Below are 15,443 nucleotides of genomic sequence, written 5' to 3'. Positions count from 1 at the left end.
GCTTGTTTTCCACCACCACGCTCTGGCCGAGCCGCTTGCCCAGCGCGTCCGCGACGGTGCGCCCGACGATGTCGTAGGAGCCGCCGGGCCCGATCGGCACGATGATCCTGACCGGCTTGTCGGGAAAGGCCGTCTGTGCGGCGGCGGGGTGGGTCGCTGTGAGCGCCGCGAAGACGGTGGCGCATAGAAAGGCGCGGCTAGCCTGCATTCTAATCCTCCCGGGATGGTCTTTGTTGTTAAGCCGGACTATCGCGGCTTTGCCGGCCAGGGTCCAGTGTCACTCCCAGCCTTCGGGGGTCGACATCCGCGATCCCAGAACCGATTGGAAGCCAGGACAGCGCGGCAGAGCCCATGGGACAGGGGCTGGCTACGCCAACAATTCCGTCAGAATCAATGCGACTGAGAGGAAGGCGGCGAAGGGTGGAATCCAGTGTGGCACGGCGAAGACACCGTCAGCCGCCGGCTGTTGGCGCTGGATACGCCAGAGCGCGAGATCCACGACGGCAAATATTCCGAGCGTTAGCATGTTTGCGAACGCCAATAACTGCCCGAACGGAATCAGGAGCGCCGCCATGAGCACGATGCCCCCGGCCAGCGCAGTGGCCACGATCGGTGTTCGGGTCCGCACATGGACATATCCGAGGACGGCCGGAAGCTGATGTTGCCGCGCCATGCCGTAGAACAGGCGCGCCAGCATCATGATCTCCACGAGGACGCCGTTGGCGATAGCGAGCGCCCCGATCGCCGCAAACAGCGTTGCATACGGGCCCTGGAACAGGTCGATGAGTGGACTCTCGCCGCCGCGGCCCGCCACGACGAGTGCCGATGCGACCGCCGCGTATAACAGAGTGCTGACGATGATCGAGCCGATAATGCTGTAGGGTATGGTGCGGCGCGGGTTCTTCGTCTCCTCAGCCATGTTGACCAGGCTTTCAAATCCGATGAAGGCGAAAAACGCGATGAAGGCGCCGGCGACGACGCCGTGCCATGCCGCAAGGCTCTGGGGTATCGTCGCCGCGATGTTGTGGCTCGGCGCGGTCGAGAATCCGACATAGATCGCCGCGACAAGACCGAGAATCTCGATGGCGCCGATCGCGGCTGCGAAGCCCGTGCTTTCGCGCACTCCGATGGCGGCCAGCAGCGTGAAGCTGAGCACCAGCACGGTGATCAACGTCGTGTCCGGCAGGTTTATGAGTAAAGACAGATAATGGACGGCGCCGCTCGCGATGGAAGCCGCCGCGACTGCGATCGCGAGCGTCAGGGCCAGCCCGATCGCCTGAGCCGCACGGTCGGAACCGAAACCGTGCTTGACATAGGCCACGGCGCCGGACGCTTCAGGAAAACGGCTGGCCAGTTCCGCGTAACACAATCCGGTCATGCCCGCGGCAGCGCCAGCCAGCAGAAACGACAGAGGCGCCGCAGCGCCGGCGCGTCCGATCACTGACGCAGTGGCAACGTAGATTCCCGCCCCAACGATAACGGCGAGGCCATAGAAGAGCAGCGGCCCAAGCGTGAGCGAGCGACGGAGGGCGGCCTGCGCATTCGCCGGACCGGGGCTGGCGCTCATCTCTTGACCTCGAAAAGGCCGGGCGCAGGACGTCTCCTGTCGATCAGCAAGCGGCGCATCTCATTCATCCTCAACGAAGATGCTTCCGGTCGTTATCACGCCATTGCAGGAAAGGGTCCAGTGGAGCGGGCGGCGCGGGGTTGAATCCTCACACCCAACCTGTACATAGCCGCCATGACCATGCCCGTCCGCGCCGAGTCCCAGCCACCGCAATCGCCGCTTGCGGGCGAGATCGAGCGCCGGCGGACCTTCGCCATCATTTCGCATCCGGATGCCGGCAAGACCACGCTGACCGAAAAACTGCTCCTGTTCGGCGGCGCGATCCAGCTCGCCGGTCAGGTCAAGGCCAAGCGCAACCGCAAGACCACGCAATCCGACTGGATGGCGATCGAGAAGGAACGCGGCATCTCGGTGGTCACCTCGGTCATGACCTTCGAATATGGCTCGCATGTCTTCAACCTGCTCGATACGCCCGGCCATGAGGATTTCTCTGAGGACACCTACCGCACCCTGACCGCGGTCGATTCCGCCGTGATGGTGATCGACGCGGCAAAAGGCATCGAGGCGCGCACCCGCAAGCTGTTCGAGGTTTGCCGGCTGCGCGACATTCCGATCCTGACCTTCATCAACAAGATGGATCGCGAGAGCCGCGACCCGTTCGAAATCCTCGACGAGATCGAGAAAACGCTGGCGCTCGATACCACGCCGATCAACTGGCCGGTCGGGCGCGGGCGTGATTTCACCGGCACGATCGAGGTGGAATCGGGCGGCGTTCGCCTGCTCGAAGGCGACGCCGGCAAGGCCGGCACGCTGCGCGAGATGACGATCCGCGAAGTCGCCGCGCTGAATCCAAATCTCGACGCCTCGGCGATCGAGGGTGAGTTCGAACTGGTGCGCGAGGCCTGCCGCGGTTTCGACCTGCAGGCCTTTCGCGAGGGCCATCTGTCGCCGGTGTTCTTCGGGAGCGCGCTGAAGAATTTCGGTGTCGGCGATCTGCTCGATGCGCTCGGCCGGGTTGCTCCGCCACCACGCGACCAGAAGTCCGACAAACGGGTGGTGGAAGCCGAGGAGCCGCGGATGTCGGCCTTCGTGTTCAAGATCCAGGCCAACATGGATCCGAACCATCGCGATCGCATCGCCTTTGCGCGGCTCTGCTCGGGCAAGCTCACGCGCGGCATGAAGGTCAAGCAGATCAGGACCGGCAAGCAGATCGCGCTCAACGCGCCGCAATTCTTCTTTGCGAAGGATCGTTCGGTTGCGGACGAGGCCTATGCCGGCGACGTCGTCGGCATCCCGAACCATGGCTCGGTCCGGATCGGCGATACGCTGACCGAAGGCGAGGATCTCAACTTCCTCGGCGTGCCGAGCTTTGCGCCTGAAATCCTGCGCCGGGTGCGGCTGCCGGACGCGATGAAAGCGAAAAAGCTGAAGGAAGCGCTGCAGCAGCTGGCGGAGGAGGGCGTGGTGCAGGTGTTCCGCCCGCATGACGGCTCGCCGGCGATGGTTGGCGTGGTCGGCCCGCTGCAACTCGACGTATTGCGCGTGCGGCTGAAAGATGAATACGGCCTTGACGTCAGTTGGGACCAAAGCGAATTCACGCTGGCGCGCTGGATCGCGCCGGACGGCAAGGGCGAGCCCAAGGACGGCTTGAAGGCGTTCGACACCTTCGTGAAGAACAACGGCTCCAGTGTCGCCGACGATCTCGACGGCGATCCGGTTTTCCTGGCGCGCAACCAGTTCAATCTCGACTACACCCGCGAGCGCGCGCCCGGTATCTCCTTCACCGACATCAAGGACGTGAAGCGCGTCGACGCCTGAAGGCGGTGCCAACGGGAGCCCGCTCTACTCAACCCCCCGGTGCAGATTGGGCCCTCATGAGACGCAGGGTTCGTTGCTCCATGGAACTTTCGTGGTATTGATGCACCATGCGGGGAGTCCTGGAATGGCAAATGAACTTGAGAACGTCGCGGCGCTGCGCGAGGCCTATGCCCGTTGGCACGAAAGCAAGGGCGGCAGCGTCGATCACTGGATGGAGCTTCTCGACGACAATGTCAGCTTCGGCTCGCTCGCCGGCGGTGCGCTCGGTGCGCTGCCGTTTGCTACGTTTTACGACCGCCGGACCGAACTGCGCGGCTATTTCGAGGGGCTGCTGCGCGACTGGGAGATGATCTATTTCACCGCGCAGGAATTCGTCGCCCAGGGCGACGCCGTGGTGATGCGCGGGGCGACCGCCTGGCGGAACCGGAACACGGGCAAGACCTTTGCCACGCCGAAGATCGACTTCTGGCGCTTCCGAAACGGCAGGGCGATCGAATTCTACGAATATTTCGACACCGCCGGGGCATTGCAGGCGGCGCGATAGTCCGGCGCTTGTCCGGTACGCAACCTTGACTTCTTCCTCGGCCCGTGGCGCAATTTTAGGTAGGCATTCCCTATCTGTGCAACGGAGACGAGTGATGCGATGGCCCCTTGCCCTGGCGTTGAGCTGTTTCGTCACGGCTGGATCGGCACAGGATCAGGGCGGGCTGCAAATGGAGAGTCTGCCCGAGCATCTGATCTACCTGCAGACTCTCAGCATTCCGCGTAACGCACCCGACACCGAAATTCAGCATCAGCTCTACGCGGACAGCCGACGCTGGCAGAACGGACAGGTCCTCAAGATCTGCTTCTTCGGCGGAGGTCCGAGTGTCCGCCGCCTGATCGCGGAGACGGCGGTCGAATGGACCAGATACGCCAATCTCACATTCGATTTCGGAGCGCCGGGTACTTGGCGCAGTTGCCTGACGCCCAGTTCCGGTTTCAGTCATGTCCGCATCGGCTTCGGCTCGCCCGGCTATTGGTCCGTCATCGGAACCGAAAGCGAAACCGCGCTGGACAATCATCAGCCGTCGATGAATTTCATGGGCTTCAACCGCATCTATGAGCCGGGCCGGGTATCGGTCGAGGAGGTGCTGCAGAAAGCCAGCCCGGAACACAAGGGCATCATCCTGCACGAATTCGGTCACGCGATCGGCCTGCTGCACGAGCATCAGAATCCGGCGCTCAAGTGCCATGACGAGATCAGGTGGGATGAGCCCGACAGTGTCTACAGCTATCTGGGCGGTCATCCATATTACTGGAATCGGGATGTCGTCGACAGCAATCTCGGGAAGGTCGCGCTGTTCGATCCCGACTACAGGTCGGGCGCGCCGGACCCCGGATCGATCATGATGTATGCGCTCGATCCGAAAGTGTTCAAATCGCACACGAGCCCGTGCATCATCCCTCCAAACCACACGCTTTCAAGAAAAGATCAGCAGATCGTCGCGAAGATTTATCCGAAGGCGCCGACGCGGGTCGTCAGCGAAACGGAACTATCGAACAAGACATTCAGGGCGCCCTTGGCCAATGCCGAGCCGCAGGTCGCCAGAGACTATCGCGAGCGGATGATCGCAGACCTTCAGTCGAACGAGACCAGCATACGGCGGGACGCGCGTTCACGGCTTTCACAATATGCCGAGAGCGCTCCGGCGGGGGAGGTGTCGCAACTCGTCCGGGAATTGCCCGCCGGCAATTATCGCCATCAGCTGGGCATCGCGGTGGCGTTGTCGCGCGCGCGGAATATTTCGCTGACCAGCGCCGACCGGTCCACGCTTGAAAGCGCCCTGAGGCGGGCGACGGACGCCACCCTGCGCTCCAACCTCGAAAAGATCATTGCCGATCCGCGCTAGCGGTCGGCCCGGTCACGCACCGGGCTCGCGAAACGCCTTGCTTAGATGGCGCGATCCCTTCAGGCCATAGCGCCAGGGCAGGTCCACGGCCTTGGTGATTCCGATGCGCGGGCCGGCGACAATCTCGGGCTCCTTGTCGCGCGCGATCAGTTGAAACGGCGCGCGGTCGATTGCGAGACCATTCTGTGCAATCGTGATGCCCAGCGCTTCGGTCAGCCGACCTGGTCCCGCGCAGAGCAGCCGCTCGTCCTCGATGCCACGGCGGCGCTTCATCGTGTCGATCCGATGGATCGGCTGCAGCGCCCGGACCAGGACGGCGCTCGCCGACCCCTCCGCCTCGCAGACGAAATTCAGGCACCAGTGAAGGCCGTAGGAGCGGTACACATAGGCAAAGCCCGGCGGGCCGAACATCACCGCGTTGCGCGGGGTTCTGCCGTTGAAGGAATGCGCCGCCGGGTCGGTGTGATGATAGGCCTCGACCTCGACGATCAGGCCGCCCGCGCCGTTCACCAGCAATGTCGCCCCGATCAGGTCGGGAGCAACGTCGTGAACGGACCGAACGAAGAAAGAGCGGGTTAATCTGCGCGCCATCTGTCTGGTTTTGCGCCGTGGTGCCGCAAAAGGCGAGCCCGGACGGATTGTCGCAATCGTGAACCACATGTGACGGAACGGGATCGCTAATTCGCCGGTTGATCGCTTGTCGAGGGAGACGTGACATGCGCGATACAGGGCGAAAAGCCTTCCCGGCCAGCGAGCAGGAGCGCGCCTCGATCCGCGCACTGAAGAACTGGTTGCTCTCGATGCCGGGGCAGAGCGCGTTCGACGACCAGATCATCCGCCTGAGGATCGCGTCGGTCATTGCAACGCTGGCGGGCAGGGCCGCGCGGTAACCGGCCGCTGGATGTCGCTTTCTGAGACAGCCTTAAGGCTGAATTGCCTTTGCCTCGCCATCGCGAGTGACTTCCTCGCCACACATTAGAGACATTTCGGTGTCGGTGCCTCGGCGCCGCGATTTGGCCATAGGCCTCAACCACAGGAAGCGGCAGAAATGTCGGCGTGACAGTCATTTGCTGTGCGTGCGGCGGGTTGGGGAGCCCGAACGAGTTCACATGGATGCCAAGACCAATCTGAAAGCGAAGTTGCCCAGCCGCCACGTGACGGAAGGGCCGGAACGGGCGCCACATCGCTCGTATCTTTACGCCATGGGCCTCACCACGGCCCAGATTCATCAGCCGCTGGTCGGCGTGGCCTCCTGCTGGAACGAAGCCGCGCCCTGCAATATCGCGCTGATGCGGCAGGCCCAGGCAGTCAAAAAGGGCGTCTCCGCCGCCGGCGGCACCCCACGCGAATTTTGCACCATCACCGTGACCGACGGGATCGCCATGGGTCATGGCGGCATGCGGGCCTCGCTGCCGTCGCGCGAGGTCATCGCGGACTCGGTCGAACTGACCATGCGTGGGCATGCCTATGACGCGCTCGTCGGGATTGCCGGCTGCGACAAGTCGCTGCCCGGGATGATGATGGCGATGGTTCGGCTCAACGTACCGTCGATTTTCATCTATGGCGGCTCGATTCTGCCGGGCACCTTCAAGGGTCAGCAGGTGACAGTCCAGGACGTGTTCGAGGCTGTCGGCAAGCACTCGGTGGGTGCCATGTCGGACGAGGACCTGTTCGGCCTCGAACAGGTCGCATGCCCGTCGGCCGGCGCGTGCGGCGCACAATTCACCGCCAACACCATGGCGATGGTGTCGGAAGCGATCGGGCTGGCGCTACCTTATTCCGCCGGCGCCCCCGCGCCCTACGAGATGCGCGACCAGTTCTGCATGACCGCGGGCGAACAGGTGATGGATCTGGTGCTGACGGGTCTGCGCCCTCGCGACATCGTCACGCGGAAGTCGCTGGAAAACGCGGCCGCGACCGTCGCCGCCTCGGGCGGCTCCACCAATGCTGCGCTGCATCTGCCCGCCATCGCGAACGAGGCCGGCATCGACTTCACGCTGTTCGACGTCGCCGAAGTCTTCAAAAGGACACCTTATATCGCGGATTTGAAACCGGGTGGCCGCTATGTTGCCAAGGATTTGTTCGAAGCAGGCGGCATTCCGCTGGTCATGAAAGCCTTGCTCGACGGCGGATACCTCCACGGCGATTGCATGACTGTGACCGGGCGCACCATTGCTGAAAATCTGAAGTCCGTGAAATGGAATCCGGATCAGGATGTCGTACGTCCCGCCTCCAAACCGCTTCTGGCGACGGGTGGCGTGGTCGGACTGAAAGGCAATCTCGCGCCCGACGGCGCGATCGTCAAAGTCGCGGGGATGCACAATCTCAAGTTTTCCGGACCGGCGCGCTGCTTCGATGGCGAGGAGGCGTGTTTCGAGGCGGTGAAGAACCGCAGTTACAAGGAAGGCGAGGTCCTGGTCATCCGCTATGAGGGGCCGCGCGGCGGTCCGGGCATGCGCGAAATGCTGTCGACCACGGCGGCGCTCTATGGCCAGGGCATGGGCGACAAGGTCGCGCTGATCACCGACGGACGTTTCTCCGGAGCGACTCGCGGCTTCTGTGTCGGCCATGTCGGGCCTGAGGCGGCGGTCGGCGGACCGATTGCGCTTTTGCGCGACGGCGACATCATCGAGCTCGACGCAGTCAACGGCACGCTGAACGTGAAGCTGGGCGAGGACGAACTCGCAAGTCGCCGGTCCGGATGGAAGCCGCGCGATAACGACCATGGCTCCGGCTATCTCTGGAAATACGCCCAGCAGGTCGGGCCCGCCGTGAGTGGCGCCGTGACTCATCCGGGCGCGAAGGCCGAGAAGGTCAGCTATGCGGATGAATAGCCTCGCACAGCTCGGCTTTGTGACCTGCGCGCTCTGGCTGGCGCCGGCTTTGGCATTTGACGGCACCCGTACGCCCGCCAATACCAAGCCGCCGGTGACGCCGGTCGAGGCGTTTCGGTCGGGAGCGGCTTCGCTGAAGGCGGGCGAGAACGACAAGGCCTTGTCCGCGCTGCAATACGCTGCCGATCAGGGCTACGCGCTGGCGCAATGGAAGCTCGGCCGCATGTATGCCGCCGGTGACGGCGTGCCGCGCAATCAGTTGCGCGCCTTCCAGTATTTCAGCCGGATCGCAAACACGCATGCGGAGGATTCGCCGCATCTTCCTCAGGCGCGTTTCGTCGCCAATGCGTTCGTACAGCTCGGCCATTATTATCTCGACGGAATTGCCAACACCGAGGTGAAGCCTGCTCCCAACCGGGCGCGCGAGATGTATGCCTATGCCGCCTCCTATTTCGGGGATCCGGACGCGCAATATTCGCTGGCAAAGCTCTATCTTGAGGGCACTGGCGGGGTGAAGGATCCGCGACAGGCGCTGCGCTGGCTCAACCTGGCCGCCAACAAGGGTCTGCCGCGTGCACAGGCGCTGCTTGGCCACCTGATCTTCAAGGGCGAGGTGGTGCCTCGTCAGGCCGCGCGTGGGCTGATGTGGCTTACGCTCGCGCGTGAAGGCGCGGGTGGCGAGAAATGGGTGGTCGAGATGCACGAGGCCGCCTCCAAGCAGGCAACCGACGGCGAACGGCAAATGGCCGTGCTCTATCTCGAACGCTACATGAACGGTCGGCGCGACTAGTCGTCAGACGGATGTGCCGTCCGAGCGACGGAATACGAAGCCTCGCCGCATCCACCGCTCGCCGCTCCTACCGCAGCCTTCGCACTCAGACCTGCGGCGTCCGGTCAAGGTCGATCCATACCGGCACGTGGTCCGACGGCTTCTCCCAGTTGCGCACATGCCTGTCGATGCCGGCGGCGGTGAGAGCGTCGGCGGCCTGCGGTGACAGCAGAAGGTGATCGATCCGGATACCCCAGTTTTTCTGCCAGGCGCCGGCCTGATAATCCCAGAAGGTGTAAAGGCCTGGGGCGTCGCTGACCGCGCGGATCGCATCGGTCAGTCCGAGATGGGTCAGCGCGCGGAACTTCTCCCGGGTCGGCGGGCGGAACAGGGCGTCCTCGGTCCAGGCCGCTGGATTGTGAACGTCTTCCGGCGCCGGGATCACATTGAAATCGCCCGCCAGCACCAGCTCCTCTTCCAGCTTAAGTCGTTCGCGTGCATAGTCATAAAGCCGGTCCATCCAGTTCATTTTGTACGGATATTTCTCACTGAAGACCGGATTGCCATTGGGCAGATAGATCGACGCCACCCGGACCACTCCTTCCGGACCCGCAATGACAGCCTCGACAAAACGCGCGTGATCATCGGATGGGTCGCCGGGCAAACCCATGGTGATGCCTTCGAACGGATATTTCGACAGGATCGCGACGCCGTTGAAGGTCTTTTGTCCGTGCACGGCAAGATTGTAGCCCAGACCCTCAAGCTGATCCCGCGGGAAAGCCTCGTCGGTGATCTTGGTTTCCTGCAGGCAGACCACGTCCGGCTGCCGTTCGCTCAGCCAGGCGCAGAGATTTTCCAGGCGCTGCCGAATCGAATTGACGTTCCAAGTGGCGATACGCATCAGAGTTGATTGCCGAATTTTAATGAAACGCCGGCCCTGTGCAGTCGGGCCGGTATGGACTTCGCAGTTGCGGTGTTTACCGCATATTGGCGGGGCGGGTGCGGTTCTTGCATGAATATGGTACGTAGTTTTCGAGTTTCGACTACTCGCCGCTGCGACGTCGCGGCGAAAAACCTGAGGGAAACCCGGCGCAGAGTCGCGGGCCGGTATGAAAGCCATCCATGAGCGCTCGCAAATGGTCCGTCACGCTGGCCGCGCTGGTTGCCGTGGGCGCGGCTGCTTACGCGGTGCAACCGTCCCTGTTCGAGGGCATCACCGCTCCTCTCGCGCGCCTCTGGAACTCTGAAACCGGCACCGCGGAGAAGAAAGGACCGCCGCCGCGGGTGATCCCCGTCGAGGTGGTGACCGCGATCCTGCGCGACGTGCCGGTCCGTCTGGAAGCGCTCGGGACGGTGACCCCGATTGCCAGCGTCGCGATCAAGGCGCGGCTGGAAAGCGTCATCACACAGGTTCATTTCCGCGATGGCGCGATGGTGAATGCCGGCGAATTGCTGTTCACGCTCGACAGCCGGCAGCTTGAAGCCGAGATCAAGCGGGTTGAAGCCGTGATTGCCGGCGCGGTTGCCCAGCAAGAGCAAGCCGAGCGTGACGTCGAGCGCTACACCGAACTGGTGAAGAAGAATGCCACCACCCAGGTCACGCTCAACAATGCGCAGACCCAGGTCAATATGGCGAGCGCGGTGGCCGGATCGAACCGTGCGACACTCGAAAACCTGAGGGTTCAGCTTTCCTGGACCACGATCCGCGCGCCGATTTCCGGCCGTATCAGCGCGGCGAACGTGAAGGTCGGCAATTTCGTGCGCCCCGCCGACACCACGCCGCTCGCGACCATCAATCAGATCAAGCCGGTCTATGTGACGTTCGGGCTGCCGCAGCGGCAGCTGCCGGATCTGCGCAAGGCGCTTGCGGCGGAGACTGCGACGGTGGAGGCCATCGCTCCGGGCGAGACCCGTGCGTCCCAGGGCCAGGTGACGATGATCGAAAACACCGTCGATCCGGCGACCGGCATGGTGCTGGTGCGTGCCACCATGGAAAACGACGACGAATTGCTGTGGCCGGGCACCCTGGTGAATACGCAGGTGGTCCTGCGCCAGGAAAAGGCGGTGGTGATCCCTTCGCCGGCCGTGCAGGCGGGGCAGGGCGGTCCCTACGTGTTCATCGTGGAGAATGGCGTTGCCAGAGTACGCAGCGTCACGGTGGAGCGCACCATGAACATGCAGTCGGTCATCACCAAGGGTCTGACCGGAGGCGAGACGGTCGTGCTGGACGGGCAATTGCAGCTCGTCGACGGCTCGCGGGTGGCGCCGCGCGGCAAGGGAAAGCCTGGGGCGTGAAATGAATATTTCCGAAGCCTGTATTCGCCGCCCGGTGATGACGACGCTGATCACGGCGTCGTTTATTGTATTCGGGTTCTTTGCCTACAAGCTGCTGTCGGTCTCGGCGCTGCCCCGCGTCGACTTCCCGACCATCGAAATCACCGCCAACCTCGCCGGCGCCAGCCCCGAAACCATGGCCGCCTCGATCGCTTCCCCGATCGAACGGCAGCTCTCTACGATTGCCGGCATTTCCTCGATGTCGTCGACCTCGTTTCTGGGCACGACGCGCATCACCATCCAGTTCGACCTCGATCGCAACATCGATGCCGCCGCGCTGGATGTGCAGACCGCGCTGACTATTGCGCAGCGGAGGCTGCCGGTCGAAATGACGACGCCGCCGAGCTTCCGCAAGGTGAATCCGTCGGACTTCCCGATCCTGTTCATTTCTGTGCGGTCCGGAACGCTGCCGCTCTCGACCGTGCATGAATATGCCGACACCGTGCTGGCGCAGTCGCTCTCGCAGTTGCAGGGCGTGGCGCAGGTGCTGGTCTATGGCGCGCAGAAATTCGCGGTGCGGGTGCAGGTCGATCCGGAAAAGGCGGCCGCGCGCGGGCTCTCACTCGACGACATCCGGCAGTCGGTGGCCAAGGTCAATTCGTCGGTGCCGGTCGGTACGCTCGCCGGGCCGCAGCAGAATATCACGTTGCAGGCGCCGGCACAGCTGGAAAAGGCCGAAGAATACGCCAACGTCGTGGTCGCCTGGCGCAACGGCGTCCCGGTCAAGCTGAACGAAGTCGCGACCGTCATCGACAGCGTCGAGAACAACAAGATTGCCAGTTGGTTCAACGGCGAGCGCTCGGTCGTGCTCGCGATCCAGCGCCAGCCCGACGCCAACACCGTCGCGGTGGTCGATTCGATCAAGGAGCGTCTGCCGTCGCTGCGGGCGGCGATTCCGGCCTCGATCGAGGTCCAGATGCTGATGGACCGTTCGCTGTCGGTCCGTCAGGCCGTCGCCGACGTGCAGGGGCATATGTTCATCGCCCTCGTGCTGGTCCTGCTGGTGATCTTCCTGTTCCTGCGCAAATTGTCGGCCACCATCATTCCCGGGCTCGCGGTGCCGATCTCGATCGTCGGCACCTTCGCGGTCATGTATGCGCTCGACTATTCGATCAACAACATGACGCTGCTCGCATTGACGCTTTGCATCGGCTTCGTGGTCGACGACGCCATCGTCATGCTGGAGAACATCGTGCGACATATCGAAGGCGGCATGCGCCCCTTCGAAGCGGCCCTGAAGGGCTCGCGCGAGATCGGCTTCACCATCGTCTCGATCACGCTGTCGCTGATCGCGGTGTTCATCCCGGTGCTGCTGATGGGCGGAATCGTCGGACGGGTATTCCGCGAATTCGCGATGACGATCTCGATCGCGATCATCATATCCGGGTTCGTGTCGCTGACGCTGACGCCGATGCTGTGCGCGCGTGTGTTGCGCGGTCACGATCCCAACGAACACGAAAAGAAGCCGTTCTTCCTGCTGCGCTGGTTCGAGGCGATGTTCAATGGCTGGCTGCGCGGCTACGAATGGTCGCTGGACAAGGCGATCAAGTACAAGCCGGTGACGCTCCTGATCACTGTCGCCACTTTGGTCGGCACCATCTGGCTGTATTACATCTATCCAAAGGGCCTGTTCCCGACCGAAGATACCGGCTTCATGCTGGTGGTCACCGAGGCCGCGACGGACACTTCGTTCGAGGCCATGGTGGCGCGGCAGTCGAAAATCGCCGACATCATCAGGACCGACCCGGCCGTCGAATACATCAATTCCACGGTCGGCGCGGGTGGCCCGAACACCACCGCCAATTACGGCCGCATGTTCGTTGTGCTGAAGCCGAAGAGCGAACGCGATCCGATGCGGGTTGTTTTCGGCAGGCTGATGCGCGCGACGGCGGGTGTGCCCGGGATCCGGATATTTCCGAGGCCGATCCAGAACATCAATATCGGCGGGCGCATCTCGAAGAGCGAATACCAATACACATTGCAGAGCGGCGACACCGACGGGCTCTACAAGATCGCGCCGGAGCTGGAACGGCGGTTCGCGCAATTGCCGGAGCTGCGCGACGTCACAACCGATCTCTATATCAAGAACCCGCAGATGCTGGTCGATGTCGACCGCGAGAAGGCGGCCGTTTACGGCATCACCGTCGACCAGGTGCGCCAGGAATTGTTCAACGCCTTCGGATCGCGACAGATATCGACCATCTACACGCCGTCGAACGACTACCAGGTCATCATGGAAACGCTTCCGAAGTTCCAGGAAGACCCGTCCTATCTGTCGAAGCTCAGGATCAAGACGTCGACCGGGCAGACCATCCCGATCGAGTCGGTTGCCAGGCTGGTGCCGACCGTCGGTCCGCTGCAGGTCAACCATCAGGGCCAGCAGCCTTCGGTGACGATCTCCTACAATGTCGCGCCGGGATTCTCGATCGGACAGGCGAACGAGGCGATCAAGCGGGTAGAGAGCGAGGCAAACCTGCCCGCGACCATCGTTTCGAGCTGGCAGGGTGCCACGCAGGTCTTCGAGGATGTCAAGAAGGGCCAGGGGCTCCTGATCCTGGCCGCCGTGTTCGCGGCCTATGTGGTGCTCGGCATCCTCTACGAGAGCTTCATCCATCCGATCACGATCATCTCCGGCCTGCCGTCGGCAGGCGTCGGGGCAATCCTGACGCTGTGGCTGTTCGGCCTGGACCTTTCAGTAATCGCGATCATCGGCATCATCATGCTGGTCGGCATCGTGAAGAAGAACGCGATCATGATGATCGATTTTGCGATCGACCGGCGGCGCGTCGGCCTGACCGCCGAGGCCGCGATCCGCGAGGCGGCTCTGCTGCGCTTCCGCCCAATCATGATGACGACCTTTGCCGCGATTTTCGGCGCGCTGCCGATCGCGCTCGGCGCGGGCGCGGGCGCCGAACTGCGCCAGCCACTCGGTATTGCGGTGGTCGGCGGTCTTTGCCTGTCGCAGTTGCTGACGCTCTACATCACGCCGGTCATCTACATCTATCTCGACCGCTTCGACCGCATGCTCAAGCGCAGGCTCGAGCCTCAACTCGAACAGGTGCCGGAAGTCGAGCGACCGAGGGCGGTGGCGGCGGAATAGCGCCGGCAGGTCGGCATGGTTCTTGCTGGTTTTTCTCCGAACCAGTTGGAGAAAGCCATGCGTCGCCTCTCGCTCTTCGGACTGCTTGTTTTGCTGGCAGCGCCGCCGTCCGCCATCGCGGAGACCTGGCCGTCAAAATCGATCAAGGCGGTGGTGCCGTTTGGCGCCGGCTCCGCAACCGACATCATCCCGCGTATCGTGTTCGAGCAATTGCAGGGACAGCTTGGCCAGTCGATCGTGGTCGAGAACAGAGGCGGTGCCGGCGGCACCATCGGCGCGGCGCAGGTCGTGAAATCCGACCCGGACGGCTATACTTGGCTGGTGCATTCTTCGGCGCATACCGTGGCGCCCGCGCTCTATTCCAATCTTCCGTTCAAGGCGGAGACCGATCTCGTTCCGATGTCGATGATCGGCAGTGTCCCGAACGTCCTGATCATCTCGCCGTCGAAAGGCATCAAAACGGTCCAGGACTTCGTCGCTTTCGGCAAGGCCAATCCGGGCAAGCTGAATTTCGCATCGGTGGGAATCGGCTCCGCCGTGCATCTGAGCGCGGAGCGCTTCCGCGTTAGCGCCGGCTACGATGCCGTGCATATTCCCTTCAAGGGCGGCGCCGAAGCGCTGGCCGAGGTGATTGCGGGTCGCGTCGACTATTATTTCTGCCCGATCGCAACTGCGTTGCCGCATATCCGTGAAGGCAAGCTGCTGGCGCTTGCGGTTTCCTCAAAGACGCGCGCCGCGCAATTGCCCGATGTTCCGACCACGCTCGAAGCGGGCTTCCCCGATTCCGACTATACGCTCTGGGTGGGCATTCTCGGCCCCTCCGGCACGCCCGAGGCGGTAACCGAGAAGCTCAATGGCGAAATGAAGAAGGCGCTCGCTGCTCCCGCGCTGCGCGAGAAGCTCGACAGGATCGGCGTGCAGACCATGCCGATGTCGCCGGATGAGTTCGGTGCGCTGATCAGGACCGAGCTGAAGACCTATGGTGATTTCGTGAAGAAGGCAGGGCGGAAGGTGAATTGATTTTCCGTCATTCCGGGGCGGCGCGCCCCGGAATGACGACTACAGCGGGAAGCTGGTCCCGCAGCCGCAGGACGACTTGGCGGTCGGAGTTTTGTTCTTGAAGGCAGCG

General features: G+C 63.0%; 12 protein-coding genes and 1 pseudogene. 9 read left to right on the top strand and 4 right to left on the bottom strand.

What is annotated here, in order from left to right; translation table 11 throughout:
• Both AB7F49_RS32540 and AB7F49_RS32535 read right to left on the bottom strand, forming a co-directional pair.
• A pseudogene (locus AB7F49_RS32540) lies at positions 1-208 on the bottom strand (tripartite tricarboxylate transporter substrate binding protein); the annotation flags it as partial.
• A 159-nt stretch (positions 209-367) separates the two neighbouring features.
• Positions 368-1,567 (bottom strand): APC family permease, encoded by a 1,200-nt coding sequence (locus AB7F49_RS32535; RefSeq protein ID WP_428529989.1) that lies wholly within the window; start codon positions 1,565-1,567, stop codon positions 368-370.
• Between the two features lie 174 nt (positions 1,568-1,741).
• On the opposite strand from AB7F49_RS32535, the gene AB7F49_RS32530 reads away from it, so the two are divergent.
• The 3 genes from AB7F49_RS32530 (at position 1,742) to AB7F49_RS32520 (ending at position 5,277) form a co-directional block, all read left to right on the top strand.
• On the top strand, positions 1,742-3,385 hold the full coding sequence (locus AB7F49_RS32530) for a peptide chain release factor 3 (protein WP_428529987.1): 1,644 nt from the start codon (positions 1,742-1,744) through the stop codon (positions 3,383-3,385).
• Between the two features lie 124 nt (positions 3,386-3,509).
• Positions 3,510-3,929, top strand: coding sequence for a nuclear transport factor 2 family protein (locus tag AB7F49_RS32525; protein WP_428529985.1), 420 nt, complete (start codon positions 3,510-3,512; stop codon positions 3,927-3,929).
• Between the two features lie 94 nt (positions 3,930-4,023).
• Entirely contained in the window at positions 4,024-5,277 is a 1,254-nt protein-coding gene (locus AB7F49_RS32520; protein WP_428529984.1) for a hypothetical protein, read from the top strand.
• A gap of 12 nt (positions 5,278-5,289) precedes the next feature.
• Here AB7F49_RS32520 and AB7F49_RS32515 read toward each other — a convergent pair whose 3' ends face one another.
• Positions 5,290-5,868, bottom strand: a complete 579-nt coding sequence (locus AB7F49_RS32515; RefSeq protein ID WP_428529982.1) for a DNA-3-methyladenine glycosylase — start codon at positions 5,866-5,868, stop codon at positions 5,290-5,292.
• Between the two features lie 125 nt (positions 5,869-5,993).
• On the opposite strand from AB7F49_RS32515, the gene AB7F49_RS32510 reads away from it, so the two are divergent.
• The 3 genes from AB7F49_RS32510 (at position 5,994) to AB7F49_RS32500 (ending at position 8,901) form a co-directional block, all read left to right on the top strand.
• Positions 5,994-6,167, top strand: coding sequence for a hypothetical protein (locus AB7F49_RS32510; RefSeq protein ID WP_428529980.1), 174 nt, complete (start codon positions 5,994-5,996; stop codon positions 6,165-6,167).
• Positions 6,168-6,386: 219 nt separating this feature from the next.
• Entirely contained in the window at positions 6,387-8,111 is a 1,725-nt protein-coding gene (ilvD, locus tag AB7F49_RS32505) for a dihydroxy-acid dehydratase (protein ID WP_428529978.1), read from the top strand.
• Positions 8,098-8,901, top strand: coding sequence for a tetratricopeptide repeat protein (locus AB7F49_RS32500; RefSeq protein ID WP_428529976.1), 804 nt, complete (start codon positions 8,098-8,100; stop codon positions 8,899-8,901). Before ilvD ends, AB7F49_RS32500 begins: the two co-directional genes overlap by 14 nt.
• An 85-nt stretch (positions 8,902-8,986) precedes the next feature.
• Here the strand turns inward: AB7F49_RS32500 and xth are convergent, their stop codons facing one another.
• A complete protein-coding gene (gene xth, locus AB7F49_RS32495; RefSeq protein WP_428529974.1) occupies positions 8,987-9,781 on the bottom strand; it encodes an exodeoxyribonuclease III in 795 nt (264 codons plus the stop codon).
• Positions 9,782-10,002: 221 nt separating this feature from the next.
• Between xth and AB7F49_RS32490 the strand changes: the two genes are divergently transcribed.
• Genes AB7F49_RS32490 through AB7F49_RS32480 form a run of 3 tightly spaced genes read left to right on the top strand, consistent with a single transcriptional unit; the run spans position 10,003 to position 15,334 of the window.
• Positions 10,003-11,175: an efflux RND transporter periplasmic adaptor subunit gene (locus tag AB7F49_RS32490; RefSeq protein WP_428529973.1), complete on the top strand. Its 1,173-nt coding sequence runs from the start codon at positions 10,003-10,005 to the stop codon at positions 11,173-11,175.
• 1 nt (position 11,176) lies between these two features.
• Positions 11,177-14,314, top strand: a complete 3,138-nt coding sequence (locus AB7F49_RS32485) for an efflux RND transporter permease subunit (RefSeq protein WP_428529972.1) — start codon at positions 11,177-11,179, stop codon at positions 14,312-14,314.
• Between the two features lie 57 nt (positions 14,315-14,371).
• Positions 14,372-15,334, top strand: a complete 963-nt coding sequence (locus tag AB7F49_RS32480; RefSeq protein WP_428529971.1) for a Bug family tripartite tricarboxylate transporter substrate binding protein — start codon at positions 14,372-14,374, stop codon at positions 15,332-15,334.
• The last annotated feature ends 109 nt before the right edge of the window (positions 15,335-15,443 follow it).

This window comes from Pseudorhodoplanes sp. (assembly GCF_050250235.1).
Lineage (GTDB): Bacteria > Pseudomonadota > Alphaproteobacteria > Rhizobiales > Xanthobacteraceae > Pseudorhodoplanes.
Note: the sequence above shows the minus strand (reverse complement) of the source record. Positions and strands in the feature narration are given on the sequence as shown.